This is a genomic window from Colwellia polaris (assembly GCF_002104515.1).
GTDB classification, from domain to species: domain Bacteria; phylum Pseudomonadota; class Gammaproteobacteria; order Enterobacterales; family Alteromonadaceae; genus Cognaticolwellia; species Cognaticolwellia polaris.
This window is the reverse complement of sequence record NZ_NBOE01000005.1, coordinates 263,954-279,300: the sequence shown is the minus strand read 5'-3', so window position 1 is coordinate 279,300 and position 15,347 is coordinate 263,954. Positions and strand designations below refer to the sequence as shown.

At 37.2% G+C, this 15,347-nt stretch carries 11 protein-coding genes; 5 read left to right on the top strand and 6 right to left on the bottom strand.

Going from position 1 to position 15,347, the window contains the following annotated elements:
* The first annotated feature begins 1 nt into the window (after nucleotide 1).
* Entirely contained in the window at nucleotides 2-379 is a 378-nt protein-coding gene (gene rnk / locus B6A32_RS10845) for a nucleoside diphosphate kinase regulator (protein WP_085303826.1), read from the top strand.
* Nucleotides 380-571: 192 nt separating this feature from the next.
* Here the strand turns inward: rnk and B6A32_RS10840 are convergent, their stop codons facing one another.
* The 6 genes from B6A32_RS10840 to B6A32_RS10815 form a co-directional block, all read right to left on the bottom strand.
* Nucleotides 572-2,560, bottom strand: a complete 1,989-nt coding sequence (locus B6A32_RS10840; protein WP_085303824.1) for an LTA synthase family protein — start codon at nucleotides 2,558-2,560, stop codon at nucleotides 572-574.
* A 152-nt stretch (nucleotides 2,561-2,712) separates the two neighbouring features.
* On the bottom strand, nucleotides 2,713-3,078 hold the full coding sequence (locus tag B6A32_RS10835) for a diacylglycerol kinase (protein WP_085303822.1): 366 nt from the start codon (nucleotides 3,076-3,078) through the stop codon (nucleotides 2,713-2,715).
* Nucleotides 3,078-4,766 (bottom strand): phosphoethanolamine transferase, encoded by a 1,689-nt coding sequence (locus B6A32_RS10830; RefSeq protein WP_085303820.1) that lies wholly within the window; start codon nucleotides 4,764-4,766, stop codon nucleotides 3,078-3,080. Before B6A32_RS10830 ends, B6A32_RS10835 begins: the two co-directional genes overlap by 1 nt.
* Nucleotides 4,767-4,927: 161 nt before the next feature.
* Complete coding sequence (locus tag B6A32_RS10825; RefSeq protein ID WP_085303818.1) at nucleotides 4,928-6,358, bottom strand: sensor histidine kinase; 1,431 nt, start codon at nucleotides 6,356-6,358, stop codon at nucleotides 4,928-4,930.
* A 9-nt stretch (nucleotides 6,359-6,367) separates the two neighbouring features.
* Nucleotides 6,368-7,033 carry a response regulator transcription factor gene (locus B6A32_RS10820; protein ID WP_085303885.1) on the bottom strand — a complete coding sequence of 222 codons (666 nt, stop codon included), beginning with the start codon at nucleotides 7,031-7,033 and terminating at the stop codon, nucleotides 6,368-6,370.
* A 137-nt stretch (nucleotides 7,034-7,170) separates the two neighbouring features.
* Nucleotides 7,171-7,710 carry a manganese efflux pump MntP gene (locus tag B6A32_RS10815; protein WP_085303816.1) on the bottom strand — a complete coding sequence of 180 codons (540 nt, stop codon included), beginning with the start codon at nucleotides 7,708-7,710 and terminating at the stop codon, nucleotides 7,171-7,173.
* A gap of 426 nt (nucleotides 7,711-8,136) precedes the next feature.
* Here B6A32_RS10815 and B6A32_RS10810 point away from each other — a divergent pair, with 426 nt between their 5' ends.
* The 4 genes from B6A32_RS10810 (at nucleotide 8,137) to B6A32_RS10795 (ending at nucleotide 15,301) form a co-directional block, all read left to right on the top strand.
* Complete coding sequence (locus B6A32_RS10810; protein ID WP_233131386.1) at nucleotides 8,137-8,574, top strand: hypothetical protein; 438 nt, start codon at nucleotides 8,137-8,139, stop codon at nucleotides 8,572-8,574.
* Nucleotides 8,575-8,806: 232 nt separating this feature from the next.
* The gene (locus B6A32_RS10805) at nucleotides 8,807-10,270 is read left to right on the top strand and encodes a TolC family protein (protein ID WP_085303814.1); all 1,464 of its coding nucleotides are present in this window, start codon (nucleotides 8,807-8,809) and stop codon (nucleotides 10,268-10,270) included.
* Nucleotides 10,263-12,143: an efflux RND transporter periplasmic adaptor subunit gene (locus tag B6A32_RS10800; protein ID WP_085303812.1), complete on the top strand. Its 1,881-nt coding sequence runs from the start codon at nucleotides 10,263-10,265 to the stop codon at nucleotides 12,141-12,143. Before B6A32_RS10805 ends, B6A32_RS10800 begins: the two co-directional genes overlap by 8 nt.
* 17 nt (nucleotides 12,144-12,160) lie before the next feature.
* Nucleotides 12,161-15,301 (top strand): efflux RND transporter permease subunit, encoded by a 3,141-nt coding sequence (locus B6A32_RS10795; RefSeq protein WP_085303810.1) that lies wholly within the window; start codon nucleotides 12,161-12,163, stop codon nucleotides 15,299-15,301.
* The last annotated feature ends 46 nt before the right edge of the window (nucleotides 15,302-15,347 follow it).

Sequence of the window (15,347 nt, the reverse complement as noted above, 5' to 3'; positions counted from 1 at the left end):
AATGATTAAACCAAAAATAATTGTTAGTAATGAAGATTACGATGGCATACAGGCTATGTTAGAGAAAGAAGACTTTATGCCTTCACATGACTTACTGATAGACGAACTAGATAGAGCAAAGATTGTCCCGAAAAATAAGCTGCCTATCAATGTAGTGCGGATGAATTCAACCGTGACATTTACCATGCAATCAACACATAAAACTTTCTCTTTAACATTAGTTTACCCTAGAGATGTTAAGGAAAGTGGCACTTTGTCAATTCTAACTCCCGTTGGAAGTGCATTAATTGGCTTATCAATTGGCCAAGAAATTGAGTGGCCACTAGACAAAAATAAATCAACTGTTGTGCATATTGATACTGTTGAATATAAGGAGTAAATGGCTTATCAGCATAAATGCCAGTTAAGCTTTATTTTTCACTTTACAACATTAACGTTAATTTTATATTTAGCCTGAACGCTGGATAATGAGCGCTGCTTATCCAGTGTTCAGGTTATTTACCCGTTTTCGTTAATTCTGATCTATTCATGATTTATTAAGTCAACTATGGCTGATCTGTAATCAACATTATTATTTTATATTGCTAATCACATCATCAGGCAGAGCAAACCACTTATTCTCATAAGCTAAACTTCCCCATAAAGCATGTGCTAAAGCAATATCTGTTAAGGCTTTGTTATCTAATACCGGCATTAGTTGCTGACTTTTTAAGTCGTAATTAAAACTTAGTGGCTCTTTTTGTGGTTGTAAAATGCTCACGCCCTTGGCATTCATATAGGCAAAATTATCTGCGTATTGCATTATAGCCCGTTCAGAAATATCGCTTCTATTAAGATCATGCCCTAGCATTGGAGAATAGTTGGTTACACCAATTAACGATAATAATGTTGGCGCTAAGTCGATTTGGCTGACAATTCTGTTATCAACAAAAGGTTGTTTTTCTGAGTTAAGAATAACGCCAGGAATATGAAAGTTTTTGATCGGTACAAGGTCTCTACCTAATGCTCTAGCGTCATGATCAGCGACGACTAAAAATATTGTGTTTTGCCAATAAGGTTGCTGTTTTGCTGTCGCTATAAATTTACCTAAAGCATAATCAGCATATTGTATTGCTTTATGGCGTGATAGCTCTTTTTCGTCGTATTGAACAAGTTGCTCTTTACTGTATTGAATAGGTGTAATTATACCTTCAGGAATTTCAAAAGGGTCATGGTTACTCGATGAAAATATAAAGCTAAAGAAAGGTTGCTTACGGTTGTGAAGTTTATTGAGTTCAACATTGGCTTGATTGAATACATCTTCATCACTAGCGCCCCAAGACCCAACAAACTGCGGATTTTCAATATCTTTAAAGTCAACAATATCACTAAAGCCATTACCTAAAAAAAAGCTCTTCATGTTGTCGAAATGACTTTCTCCACCATAAATAAATTGTGTGTGATAATTTTGCTTGGCCAATAAACTTGCAATAGTAAAGAAGCCGGTTTGCGATTTATCTAACTTAACAACAGCTCTTGCAGGTGTTGGTGTAAAACCTGTAATTACTGCTTCTATACCTCGAACAGAGCGCGTACCTGTGGCATATAAATTTTTGAAAGCCCAGCCTTCATCATTAAGCTTGTCAATTTCTGGTGTTAAAGTTAAACCGCCTAAAGACGAAACAAATTGCGCTCCTAAACTTTCTTCTAAAATAATAACCAAATTTTTAGGTTTACCTTGATAAACCGGTAAACGTGACGCGAGTGAAGGCAATGATTTATTGCTAAAGTTTTCTATAGCTAACCCCGTTTCTTGTCGCACGAGTCTAATGACTTTATCAGTACTCATACTGCCATAAAGTTTTGAAGCATTCTTTTCATCACCCAATTGTTTAAAGGCATGCGCCACGCTATAAATAGAGTTTAACGTTAATGAGTTAATTAACGGATCAGTTGAAAAATAGACTAATGCTGGGTTTATAGGGCGATGGCCAAGCGTACCACGAGCACAAAGGACTAATACTAATAATAAAAATACAGATGATAAGCCCGATGCCAATATTGTTACTTTATGCTGCTGTTTTTTATGCTGAATAACGCTATTTAAATAAGAACCAAGGTATTTTGCGCTTAAGCCTAACGTTAATAAAACGACAACTAAGGTGAGTAAATGGCCGTTAACTAACATTTTAAAAACCTCGTTAGGATAGGGTAAATACTCAATAAATAACCGATTAGGCCTAAAGCCATATTCATTAATAAAAGCAGGGGTAGCCAGTTCAAAAAAGAATACGCAGATAAAAATAAAGAAAAATAGTGCCTTTAAGATTATTAGCCATTTTTTATGATATTTAGAAAGTATGAACCAAGGATGTAAAGTGGCAGGTAAAACCAGTAAATAACCCAGAACACTTAAATCAATCCTAACACCGTGTGTAACTAGCGTTAATAGAGCACTAAAGTTTTCGAACCGTTCAATCTGCCAAAGCGCTAATCCCATTCGAGAAATGAATAACGTTAGTAAAAGTAATGCAGAAAATAGAATAAATGGGCGAAGTAAATAAATCGTTGTTTTGAACATTAAAAGTAATACCGCAATTAGAACACGGTGCTACTTTATTAAACGAAACTTAAGAAAAGCTTAATTTAAACTGAAATTAAGCTAAGTTAACTTTTTATTGTCAGTACTATACTGGCAAGTGTTTAAGCTGTTTATCGGCTACTTAGCTGCTATCAAAGTAATATTACAAACCAAATACTGCTAGCAATTATTAAGCTTAATAAAACGGCGGCTGAGCCTAAATCTTTTGCTAACCCAGACAATGGATGTATCTCTAAACCAACTCGGTCGACTACTGCTTCAATTGCGGTATTGACTATTTCGGTAAAAATAATAAACAGTACGGCTAGTATCAACGTCACTTGCTCTTTAGCACTGATGTCGAATGCAAAAGATATTGGAATGGCAATCATCAGTAACAATAACTCTTGTCGAAATGCTGATTCATTTTGGTATAACCATTTTATTGCTCGAAATGAGTTAAACGAAGCTAAAACTATTCTTTTTAAGCCCTTAGGCTTTTTGGTATTGTCAAACACTAGTTTGTAATCTCCATCTTTAATGAGTTAGAAGGCGTAGTTCGTGCTATTGCATGCTCGGATTTACAGTCAATAAACGGATCGTTTTCAATACGATATGCTTTCGATTTAACTGACATAATACTGAGCAAAGTATCAAAAATATTGTCATGGCTCATAGGTGATTTTGACAAATCTCGCAAACACTCAGTATTAAAATCAGCTTGGGTATTGTCGGTCCAAAATATCATCGGGACATGCGTTTGTTCTACGGGGGCGAAGGCATAGGGCAGACCATGTAAATATACACCACTTTCGCCTAACGATTCGCCATGATCTGATATATAAAGCATTGAAGATTCAATATTATCTTTTTTATCTAAAACACTTAATTCGTTGATAACTTTTGAGAGAACAAAATCAGTATAGGCAATAGTATTGTCGTAACTGTTAAGCAGTTGCTCAGGGCTACAATTTTGAATGTCGCTACGCTGACAGTCAGGCGTAAATACGTTCTTATCACTCGGATATCGTTTAAAATAGGTAGGACCATGAGAGCCAATCATATGTAAAACTATCAAGGTATTTTCATGTGTAAGTGAGTTCAGCTTTTGTTTTAAATGCGCAAGTAAAGCTTCGTCAAAACAATATTCACCATCACATAAAGGGTTAGATTTATCAGTTGCTACTTGAATTGTTTTTACACGGGTACATACGCCTTTGCAACTACCATTATTATTGCTAATCCATAATACATCAGCGCCTGCTAAATGTATTAAATCTATGGCGTTTTGTTGCGCTGTCGCACTACGTTTATTGTAGTTTTTTTTGTTTAATCTAGAGAACATGCAAGGTACAGATACCGCAGTAGCTGTGCCACATGAACTAACATCTGAAAACGATATTACCCCGTGCTTTTCGGTATTTATATTTGTCGGCTTACTATAGCCATTAAGTGAAAAGCTCTGCGCTCTTGCGGTTTCACCTAGTACCATAACCGTCACATGTTTACGGGAATTATCGCGCACAATAGTAGGTAAAGTGTCTAACACTTGAAATTTAAGCGGCGGGTAAAAGTAATGATTTCTAACAAATTTATAACTGGCATCTATCATTTTATAAGGCGTAATATAGCTTAATAAATCTTTATTGTTTCTGCCAACAGCAGCGTAGTTAGAATAAAAAACGCTGGCGATTAATAATACTGTCCCCAAGCTCAAGCTAATAACTTTTAAACGGCTTAATAATTCTCTAATAAAAGGCTTATAGGTTAATTTTACTTTATAGATTAAAAAAGCAGGTAAAATACCAAAAAATAAGAAAAATAAACTGGCGTAAACGTTAAGGTAAGATAGTGCTTCAGCAGTGTCTGTCTCAACGGTATTTTGTACCATAGTATAATCAAAAACAATGCCGTAAGTTATCGTGCCATAGAATATCAGTGATGAGATAAGTACCGTAACTATAAGCAAAGGTTTGGTTAGCCATCGAAATGAGAACACCCCTTGAACTAATACAGTTAAAGATAATAAAAATACCGGTAATGAGATTAAAAACATAATATTGTAATCATCTAAAGCGGTAATAGCGTTAGTGGCTTTTGTTAAAAAGGGCAGGTTTAAAATTAGCGCAATATAACAGCAAGTAAAAAATAACAATTGGTTTGTTGTTAAGGTTAAATTTTTAAGTTTCTGTAAAAATATCATCATATAAACACTTATTAGTCAGTGTTTATATGTTAATTAGCTAACCTTAAGAAGTGCTTAGGGAAAACTGATATTTAGCTTAGAATAAACTTAACATTTCGTTAAGTATATCGTTTATATGCCATGCTTATTTGCTATTGAGTTATTGTTAATTAACCTGGCATTTATATAATAATTGTAAAGGTTATTTCTTTTTCTGCTGACATAGCAACCTGTAAAGTGGCCGATATATTTTCACAATAAGATTTAACAATAGCTAAGCCTAAACCATATCGGTCAGTTGAGGTACGTGAAGCGTCTTTTTGCCATAAAGGATCGAAAAACAGGGCAAAATCTTGTTCAGAAAAATGGTGTTCACTAACATTAGTTAAGCTGAAGATAACTTGCTTGTTTTCAGAATGAGGTAACACTGAAATAGTAATGGGTGTGTTATCTGGGCTATAAAAAAGTGCATTATTTACTAAGTTGCATAAAATGGTTGTTAATGCGAACTCATTCGCTTGAATACTTTCGCATGATTTATCCAAAGTGAAATTTATCGTTCGCTTTGCTTTATTTTCAATTTTTATAACGTTATTAATTAATTGCTTTAGTTCAATTTTTTGCTTTGCTAGCTTGATGCTATTCGTGCTTTTTTGCAGTAAGAGTATGCTGTTTACAATATTGCGTAAGCGCTCAGTAATGTTAAGAACATCAACTTTAAAATTATCAGATAATTGCTTCTCGTGTGGGAATTTAATGGCAACTTCACTTAAGTTCAATAACTCAGCTATGGGTGTTTTTAATTCATGTGCAATATCTGAGGTTATGCGTTTTTCTCGCGAGTAAAGGTTTTTGTTTTCTCGAATAAAATGATTAATACCGTTAGCAATTACGATTAATTCGTCTGGCAAATTGGCGGTGTTTATGGCACTAATTTCAGAATTTAAATTGATTTTTTGTAACTCATTATTAAGTTGTTCAATAGGCTTTAAACCGCGATCTACAACTTTAAAAACAATTAACCTAACCGCGAAAACAGCAGCAAGCGAAGTTAAGATAAAAATAATATCAACAAACCAAAGTATTTGGTTTAACCCTTCATTACTCACCGCGTAAGCCAACTCCATGGTTTTTTGATTTTGTACTACTTGGAGGAGATCAACAAGACCTTCTCTATCGTCGGTATCTATTTGAGGTTTGAATTTAGTAAAGTACATTCTACCTGAGCGACCATCAGGCAAGGTTATGTCAATAATAACGGATTGGTTTAATTTAACTGTTGTTCGAGGGAGATCATTAATATCAAACAACGCTAATGTTTTAGAACGTTCGAATACCTTATTATCAAGCCATAGTTGAAAATATTCAGGATCATTATTACCAGAAAATTCAGGCATAAATTCATCTGCGAAATCAAATTCAATACCATGTATTTCATCACTATCTTCACTTATTAGCGTGGTAAGCAAGTTAGCCTTGTTAGTCATTGCTCGGTCAAATTCAACATCAATCCAGCTATCAACCGCTATATCGGTGATCAATAGTATCGACACTAATAATATCGATATCGAAATTGATATATAGCGGCTTAACTTTTTTTTAATAGAAGTCATTCATTAATCTCAACAAAAATAGCCGAAGCCACGCTTAGTTTTAATGGGTAAATCGTAACCAAGCGACTTAACTTTTTTACGCGCTGTAGATAAATGCGCCTCAATTGAGTTTTTTGCGATGGCGTCGTATTGTCCAGCTAAGTATTCACTTAATTTCTCTGGTGATATAACTTTACCTTGATTACTAAAAAGACATTCCACTAATTTATATTCATTGGGGGTTAAGTTTGTATCTACGCCATCACAAAAAAGTTGTTTTAAGTGCAGATCCAATGAAAACATGCCTATGTTAATAGTGTTGTCATTAACGTTTAATGAGCCTCTGCGCATTAAGCAAAGTAGTCGAACATGTAGTTCATCAAAAGAAAACGGCTTGGTGAGGTAGTCATCAGCGCCATTAAGTAAGCCTTCAATTTTATCTTCGGTTAAATCGCGTGCTGATAATATAAGAACCCGAAGATCTTTATTTGCTTTTCTTATCGCTTTTAGAATTGAGGTACCGTCAACCGATGGCAGCATTAAATCGAGTATAAGAAGAGAATAGTCGCCAGAGAGTGCCATACTTAAGCCCTCAGAACCGTCGCCGGTGTCATCTACGGTATAACCTAGATTAGATAAGCCAATCTTTAAACTTCTTCTCAAAGATGTTGAATCTTCAATAATTAAAACTTTCACAAGCAATTCGCAATAAAAATATAGTGCTAATAACATACCAGACTAAACTTAAGATTAGCTGAATATTGCAATAAAATTACCGAGATATTTGTTTTTTATTTGAGCCCTAACTTAGTTAAGATTGAATTAATTATGCTTTAAATAAATAATATTTTTATCGCAATAAGAATTAAAACAACACCACCTAAGAGTTCAGCTTTGCTTTCAAGCCATGTGCCACTTTTTGCGCCAATAAAAACCCCTAACACACTGAAAAATAGTGTGGTAAAGCCTATGGTTGCACAAGCAATTAACGGGTTGATATCTAGTAGGGTTAACGAAAACCCAGCAGCCATAGCGTCAATACTTGTTGCTATGGCAAGCACCAGCATGATCCTATGGGTGATTTTTGCTATATCATTTTCAATACCGTGCGAAAGTGATTCATAAATCATTTTTCCGCCAATTAATATTAATAGTAAGAAGGCAATCCAAGGCGCGTACGACTCCACCCAACCTAAAACCCCTCGACCGCCCATATAACCAATTAATGGCATTAACCCTTGGAAAAAACCAAAATACAATCCGCAAGAAATGGCGAGATTATTAGTTTTTTGGGTATGCTTAGCGCCTAAACCTATAGAAACTGCGAAAGCATCCATACTTAAAGCTAACGATAGAATAACAATTTCAAACATTTTAAATTTCCAAGTAAAAAGCGTTAATATATTGATTTAGGTTTGTTAATTATTAACATATAACAAAAGGTTAGGTTGGTATGGCGAGACGCTGTGTGGTTGGAGTGTCTCAGCACTTTTTCTAGGAATAATAATACGTTTACCCTGCAATAAGCTTAATTTTGTAACGATTAACGAATAGGTGTAATAGCTTATGAAAAAGCGTATATGCACTATTAAAGTTAGTTAATAATCTTGTACGTTAGGCTTTATAACCATTCTTTTCAAAGCGGCGCTATAATAAACCGTTTGTTTGTATCGATGTTAATTAATTACATAATTTTTTATCACGGGCGGTAAGTTTATTCACTAGAAAAAGATGATTTCGTTGAATATAACCCGTAGCTGTGCGACCATTCCGCTAATTATTCTCTTTTTGGAACACCTGTGTTCGCATACTACGCAAAATCATTAGCTAAAACATCAATAGTTCTGATCGTTTGTATGGCCTTTGTGGGTCAGGCAATCGCGTCTACTATTATGTCTTATCAAATGTTGGGTATGATGAATATGAGTTCTGCATTAGATAAAGAAGTAAGTACAGAACTAAACTCAGATTCATCGCCCCAAAATATGATGTCTATGATGGATCATAGTATGCACAATATGTCAGGAACCTCTTCTGATTCAGATGAAAGTTCAAATCAAGACTGTTGTAACAAAAACTGTCAGTGCTATACCGGTGGTTGTTCGAATGTTGCAAGCATTATCAATAGTTTAGCGCCAAACCTTTTTATTCTTAATCCAGAGAAAATACTAAATACCTCCAGTGTGGCTTTAAGCCAACAAAGCACATCTCTTTACCGTCCGCCAATATCTAGCTAGCTACAGCATAAGTGTGTCCAGAATTTAGGCTGCATTTATAAAACCTAGAGAGTCGTTAGTTTTTTTGCGCGTAATTTATACAAATTACTTTTCACGCCTTAAAAATAACCTTTTTTAACACAATAATTGATACCCCAATTCGGGGTAATGATCGTTAAATAATAGATATGTTAAAAATTATGGTAATAGTTTTATTTAAAATTATGTTTAAAAATGATCAGGAGCAATTTTAATGGCTAAGCAAAGTAAGAAGTTTAAATTTAACATTAAATTTCGTCTTAGTTTTCTAGTGTTTTCTGTTTTATATATTCATACAGCAAGCGCAACAGATTACAATAAAGGCGTTACTTTATCATTTGAAAATGCCATTAAAACAGCGCAGAAAAACGACCCTTGGTTAATGGGCAACGTGCATAAGCAAAATGCGATTGAGTTAATGAGCCAAGCGGCCAATACCTTGCCTGATCCTATGGTCTCTATCAGTTTAGCTAACTTGCCGGTGAATGGTTTTGACTTTGCTCAAGAGGGTATGACCCAAGCAAAATTTGGCGTTGCTCAGTTGTTTCCTCGCGGTGATAGCTTAGCGATAAAAAGTGGTCAATTAAAAACCCAAAGTGAAGCCTTGCCTTTTCAAAGGGCAAATCGTGAAGGACAAGTAGCCGTAACGGTTGGTAGTTTATGGCTAGATGTTTATCGCGTGCAACAAAGTATCGCGTTAATCGAAAAAAACAGATCGCTTTTCGAACAATTAGCAGAAGTTGCACAAGTGAGTTATTCATCAGCATTAGGTAAAACTCGCCAACAAGATATTGTGCGCTCACAGCTAGAACTTACCCGTTTAGATGACAGATTAAATGTATTAACGCAGCAACAAAATCGCTATCAGGGCATGATTTCGCAGTGGTTAAGTCAGTTTTCTCGTGTAGAGAGCTCAATGGATTCAGCAATTTCAGCGTCTGACTTTTCTCTTCATAACATTATTACTCACCCTAAATTGCCCGAGATAGCGTTAATAAATGCCGATTTAGTTTGGCAACAACAGTGGCTTAAACCTATGGCACTGCTGCCTTACTTTTCTTATCATCCCGCGGTTTTGGCTGTTGAGAAAAAAATAGCGGCTACTTCTGCAGGTATTTCATTAGCTGAGCAAAAATATAAAGCGCAATGGGGAGTAAATGCCAGTTATGGTTATCGTGCAGACGATGCAATGGGGAGTAGTCGCGCTGATTTATTTTCAGTTGGTGTAACCTTCGACTTGCCACTTTTTACTGAAAATAAACAAGATAAAGAGCGTGAGTCTGCTATATACGAGTCAGAATCGATAAAAACTGAAAAAATATTGTTACTGCGTGAATTGATGGCATCTTATGCCAGTGCAAAAGGTCAACTTGTCAGCTTAAAACAGCGCCAAGACTTATATAAAAACAAGTTGTTACCGCAAGTTCATGACCAAGCCCAAGCATCGTTGTCAGCTTATACCAATGACGATGGCGACTTCTCTGAAGTGGTTCGTTCACGTATTGCGGTGCTGAATAGCGAAATAGACGAGTTAACACTTAATGTTGAAGAGCAGAAAATACGTTTAGAACTTAACTATCTCTTTATGGGTAACCTCAACACCGCAAGCTCACACGGTAGTAAAATTATCAACAATAGCGGCCAAGTCGCTGTTGTTTCGGAGTTAATTAATGAGTAATACAATCAATAAAAACCTATTCAAGCCGGTTGCTTTTGGCATCTTATTGGGTGGATTAATTACTGGTGCTGCTTTCTCTTATCTTTTTGCAGAAAGCAATGGAAAAGAGCCATCAGCATCGTCAGCAAAAGATAAACCGCTATATTGGGTTGCGCCTATGGATGCTAATTATAGAAGAGACAAAGCAGGCAAATCCCCCATGGGTATGGATTTGGTGCCGGTATACCAAGATAGCAACCAAGGTCCAGATGCAGGTGTTGGTACCATTCGTATTTCTTCTGATGTGATAAATAATTTAGGCGTTAGAACTTCTACGGCAAAAATAAAGCCCTTACATGCTGAAATAAATACCGTTGGTTATATTGCTTACGATGAAGAAAAAATGGTGCATATTCATCCAAGGGTAGAAGGCTGGGTAGAAAAGCTTTACGTTCAAGCGGTAGGTGAATCGGTAACAAAAAACCAAGCGCTGTATGAAATTTATTCGCCAGAGCTAGTCAATGCTCAAGAAGAGTTAGTGTTGGCGCTCAACCGTAGTAATCGTCAGCTAATAAAAGCCGCTGAAAATCGTTTATTAGCGTTACAAATTCCTCAGTCAGCAATATCTCAGCTGATAAAAACCAAACAGGTACAGCAAACCATTACCTTTTATTCGCCACAAAACGGGGTGGTTGAAACATTGAATATCCGTGAAGGGTTTTATGTTCAACCGGGATTAACGGTTATGTCTATTGCCGATTTATCGCAGGTTTGGGTGGAAGCAGAAGTATTTGAGCGCCAAGCTAATCAAGTTAAGGCAGGCGCACCTGTGACCATGACTTTAGATTATTTACCGGGACAGTCATGGCAAGGGCAAGTTGATTTAATTTATCCAACTTTAGATGTTAAAACCAGAACGGTAAAACTTAGGTTACGTTTTAGTAATGAAAAAGGTGCTTTTAAACCTAATATGTTCGCACAAATTGCTATTCACTCAACAGACGCAGATAACACCTTGCTTATTCCTAAAGAAGCATTGATACGAACCGGTAAACAAGATCGTGTTGTTCTTGCCTTAGGTGAAGGCAGTTTTAAATCAATTGCGGTAACGGTAGGTCGATATGACAATGAAAATGTTGAAATTATTACTGGTCTGAGTGAAGGCGATAAGGTGGTGAGTTCAGCACAATTTTTATTGGATTCAGAATCAAGTAAATCATCAGATTTTAAGCGTATGTATTCTGAAAACGAAGGAAGTGATGCTACAGCTAGTGAAGAACCAATGCCGGTATCGGTTTGGGTACAAGGTGAAATAACCAACCTTATGGCAGGGCACAAGATGTTAACGCTTGAGCATGAAGCTATTCCTCAGTGGGACTGGCCTGAAATGGTTATGGACTTTCTTGTTATTGATAGCGTTGATTTCTCACGCTTAAAGCTTGGGTTAACTTTACATGTAGAAATCAGTAAAACCGCAGAAGGCGATTACATAATTTCCAATATTCATATTCCTGATACTCCTAGTGCAATGGATAGTGCAATGGAAATGGGTAGTGACATGGAAAACGAATCGATTAAGAAAGTCAGTTCAGCCACAGTTACAGGCACCATTAATTCACTGATGAAAGATCACGGTATGATCAATATCAGTCGCTCAGCAATTGAAAAATGGAATAGACCTGCGGCAACGGTAGATTTTATAACGGCCAAAAATGTTAGTTTAGCGAATTTCAACGAAGGCATGCAAGTGAGCTTTACCTTTGAAATACGTGATGGAGACTTCGTTATTATTGATATTTCGCCATTGTCTAATTTTTCAACATTGTCAAAAACTGAAAAAAACAATTCTGAAGCTGCGTTGAACGTAGCTCCGATTGATCATTCAAACCACTAACCAGGAGTAAAGACAAAATGATTACTGCTATTATTCGCTGGTCGATTGTTAATCGCTTTTTGGTGTTATTGGCAACGGTTTTATTGGTGGGTGTAGGTTTGTTTTCGGTCAGTAAAACGCCGATTGATGCACTGCCAGATTTATCTGACGTGCAAGTTATTATAAAAACAAGTTATCCCGGACAAGCGCCACAAGTGGTTGAAGACCAAGTAACTTACCCAATGACCACTGCGATGCTTTCTGTGCCTGGCGCGGTAACTGTTCGCGGCTATTCTTTTTTCGGAGACTCTTATGTTTACGTTATTTTTGATGAAGATACCGATCTATATTGGGCGCGTTCTAGAGTACTTGAATATCTAAGCCAAGTTGCACCAAGCTTGCCCAGTGATGCGCGTCCACAACTTGGGCCTGATGCCACAGGAGTGGGCTGGGTTTATTTATATGCGCTTACCGATACCACTGGCCAACATGATTTAAGCCAACTTCGCAGCATTCAAGACTGGTTTTTAAAGTTTGAATTACAAACGGTACCGGGTGTGTCTGAAGTTACCGCACTTGGCGGTATGGTGAAACAGTATCAAGTTAACGTAAATCCTGACAAATTACGTGCTTATGGTATTCCACTTTCGCTTATTCAAACCGCCATTAAGCAAGGTAACCAAGAAATTGGTGCTTCGGTGGTTGAAATGGCTGAAGCAGAATATATGGTGCGAGCAACTGGCTATATTAAAGGCGTTGAAGATCTAGAACATATTCCGCTTGGGTTAAATAAAAATGGCACTCCATTATTGCTTAAACATGTCGCTGATATTGGCACAGGCCCGCAAATGCGCAGAGGTATTGCTGAGCTTAACGGCAAAGGTGAAACGGTTGGCGGTATTGTGGTTATGCGTTTTGGTGAAAACGCTCAACAAGTAATTAATGGCGTAAAAGCCAAACTTGAAAAACTTAAAAAAGGTTTACCAGATGGTGTAGAAATTGTGCCGGTTTATGACCGATCTGCATTAATAGAACGCGCTGTTGATAATTTAGCATTTAAGTTATTAGAAGAGTTTGGTGTAGTGGCATTAGTGTGCATTATTTTCTTATTTCATGTGCGCTCATCATTAGTCGCGATTATCAGTTTACCTGTGGGTATTTTAACCGCATTTATCATCATGCATATACAAGGGCTTAACGCCAATATTATGTCGTTAGGCGGTATTGCTATTGCCATAGGGGCGATGATTGATGGGGCTATTGTAATGATAGAAAACATGCATAAGCATATGGAAAAGACCCCACTAACAAAAGAGAACCGCTGGCAAATAGTGGCTGACTCAGCCAGTGAAGTTGGCCCTGCGTTATTCTTTAGTTTACTTATTATTACCGTAAGTTTTGTGCCGGTATTTACCTTAGAAGCGCAAGAGGGGCGCATGTTTGCGCCACTCGCTTTTACCAAAACTTATGCCATGGCGGCGAGTGCGGCATTGGCTATTACACTTGTGCCGGTATTAATGGGCTATTTTATTCGAGGTAAAGTGCTACCCGAGCATAAAAACCCGGTTAATCGATTTTTAACCTTTATTTATATGCCAGCACTTAAAGCCGTTTTAAACTTTCCTAAAGTAACGTTATTTGTAGCGTTAATTGTTTTGGCTATTGGCATCTATCCAATTAATAAAGTTGGTAGTGAGTTTATACCACCGCTTGATGAAGGCGATTTAATGTATATGCCAACCACGTATCCGGGTATTTCAATTGGTAAAGCTCGCCAACTACTTCAGCAAACTGACAAATTGATTAAAACGGTACCAGAAGTAAAAACAGTGTTTGGTAAAGTAGGGCGTGCAGAAACCGCAACCGATCCTGCGCCACTCACCATGATAGAAACTTTTATTCAGTTTAAACCTCAAGACCAATGGCGAGCAGGTGTAACAGCAGAGAGCCTGAAAAAAGAACTTGATGCTTTAGTCAAACTTCCAGGGGTAACTAACGCTTGGGTTATGCCAATAAAAACCCGTATTGATATGTTAGCAACAGGCATTAAAACCCCCGTTGGCATTAAAGTCGCAGGGCCAGATTTATCGGTTATTCAAGACATAGGCCTGCAGTTAGAAACTATTTTAAAAACTGTACCAGGTACTACGTCTGTTTACGCTGAACGCGTTGCTGGCGGTCGTTATATTAAAGTCGATATTCAACGTTTAAAAGCTGCTCGCTACGGTTTAAACATTGCTGACATTCAACAAGTGGTTGCTACTGCGATTGGCGGCATGAATGTTACTCAAACCGTTGAGCGCTTAGAGCGATACCCCGTTAATGTGCGTTACTTGCAAGACTATCGTGACTCGCCTGAACAATTATCAATATTACCTCTAGTGACACCCAATGGTCAGCGTATTGCCTTAGGCGATGTTGCCAATATTTATATTGAAGAGGGGCCACCAGGTATTAAATCTGAAAATGCTCGTTTAAATGGTTGGTCGTATGTCGATATTGAAGGTGTCGATGTTGGTACTTATGTTGAAGCGGCTAAGGAAGTTGTTGCCGAGCAATTAGTGCTACCTGCAGGATACTCAGTTACTTGGGCTGGCCAATACGAGTATATGCAGCGAGCAAAAGCTAAGTTGGCGTATGTGGTGCCTTTAACACTATTTATTATTGTTATTTTACTTTATTTAAACTTTAGAAATGTCATTGAAGTAGCGATGATTATGGGAACATTACCGCTCGCTATGGTAGGCAGTATTTGGTTGATGTATTTAGAGGGCTTTAACTTCTCAGTAGCAGTAGGGGTTGGTTTTATTGCCCTTGCAGGGGTGGCGGTTGAAATTGGTGTGATTATGTTGGTGTATCTAAACCAAGCCTATAAAACCATGTTAGAGGATCATAGCTCAAAAAATATTACCACAACAAAAGCAGATTTATTTCAGGCGGTGTTGCATGGCGCTGGCATGCGCGTGCGCCCAGTAATGATGACTGCTGCTGCCATTATTGTTGGCTTACTACCTATTTTATATGGCACAGGTACGGGCTCTGAAGTGATGAGCAGAATAGCAGCTCCTATGGTTGGCGGCATGTTAAGTGCGGTGATATTAACCTTACTTGTTTTACCTGCTTTGTTTTATTTATGGCGCTGTTCATCGATTAACGCTAGAGATTGCAAAAACAAATAATGGGCTGATGAACTTTTTATATTTACAGGGCTAGCTAAAGTTATAA

Excerpts from the sequence above, each read along its gene's own strand:
- rnk (WP_085303826.1), top strand. The coding sequence starts at position 2 with ATGATTAAACCAAAAATAATTGTTAGTAATGAAGATTACGATGGCATA.
- B6A32_RS10840 (WP_085303824.1), bottom strand. The coding sequence starts at position 2,560 with ATGTTCAAAACAACGATTTATTTACTTCGCCCATTTATTCTATTTTCT.
- B6A32_RS10830 (WP_085303820.1), bottom strand. The coding sequence starts at position 4,766 with ATGATGATATTTTTACAGAAACTTAAAAATTTAACCTTAACAACAAAC.
- B6A32_RS10825 (WP_085303818.1), bottom strand. The coding sequence starts at position 6,358 with ATGACTTCTATTAAAAAAAAGTTAAGCCGCTATATATCAATTTCGATA.
- B6A32_RS10815 (WP_085303816.1), bottom strand. The coding sequence starts at position 7,710 with ATGTTTGAAATTGTTATTCTATCGTTAGCTTTAAGTATGGATGCTTTC.
- B6A32_RS10805 (WP_085303814.1), top strand. The coding sequence starts at position 8,807 with ATGGCTAAGCAAAGTAAGAAGTTTAAATTTAACATTAAATTTCGTCTT.
- B6A32_RS10800 (WP_085303812.1), top strand. The coding sequence starts at position 10,263 with ATGAGTAATACAATCAATAAAAACCTATTCAAGCCGGTTGCTTTTGGC.
- B6A32_RS10795 (WP_085303810.1), top strand. The coding sequence starts at position 12,161 with ATGATTACTGCTATTATTCGCTGGTCGATTGTTAATCGCTTTTTGGTG.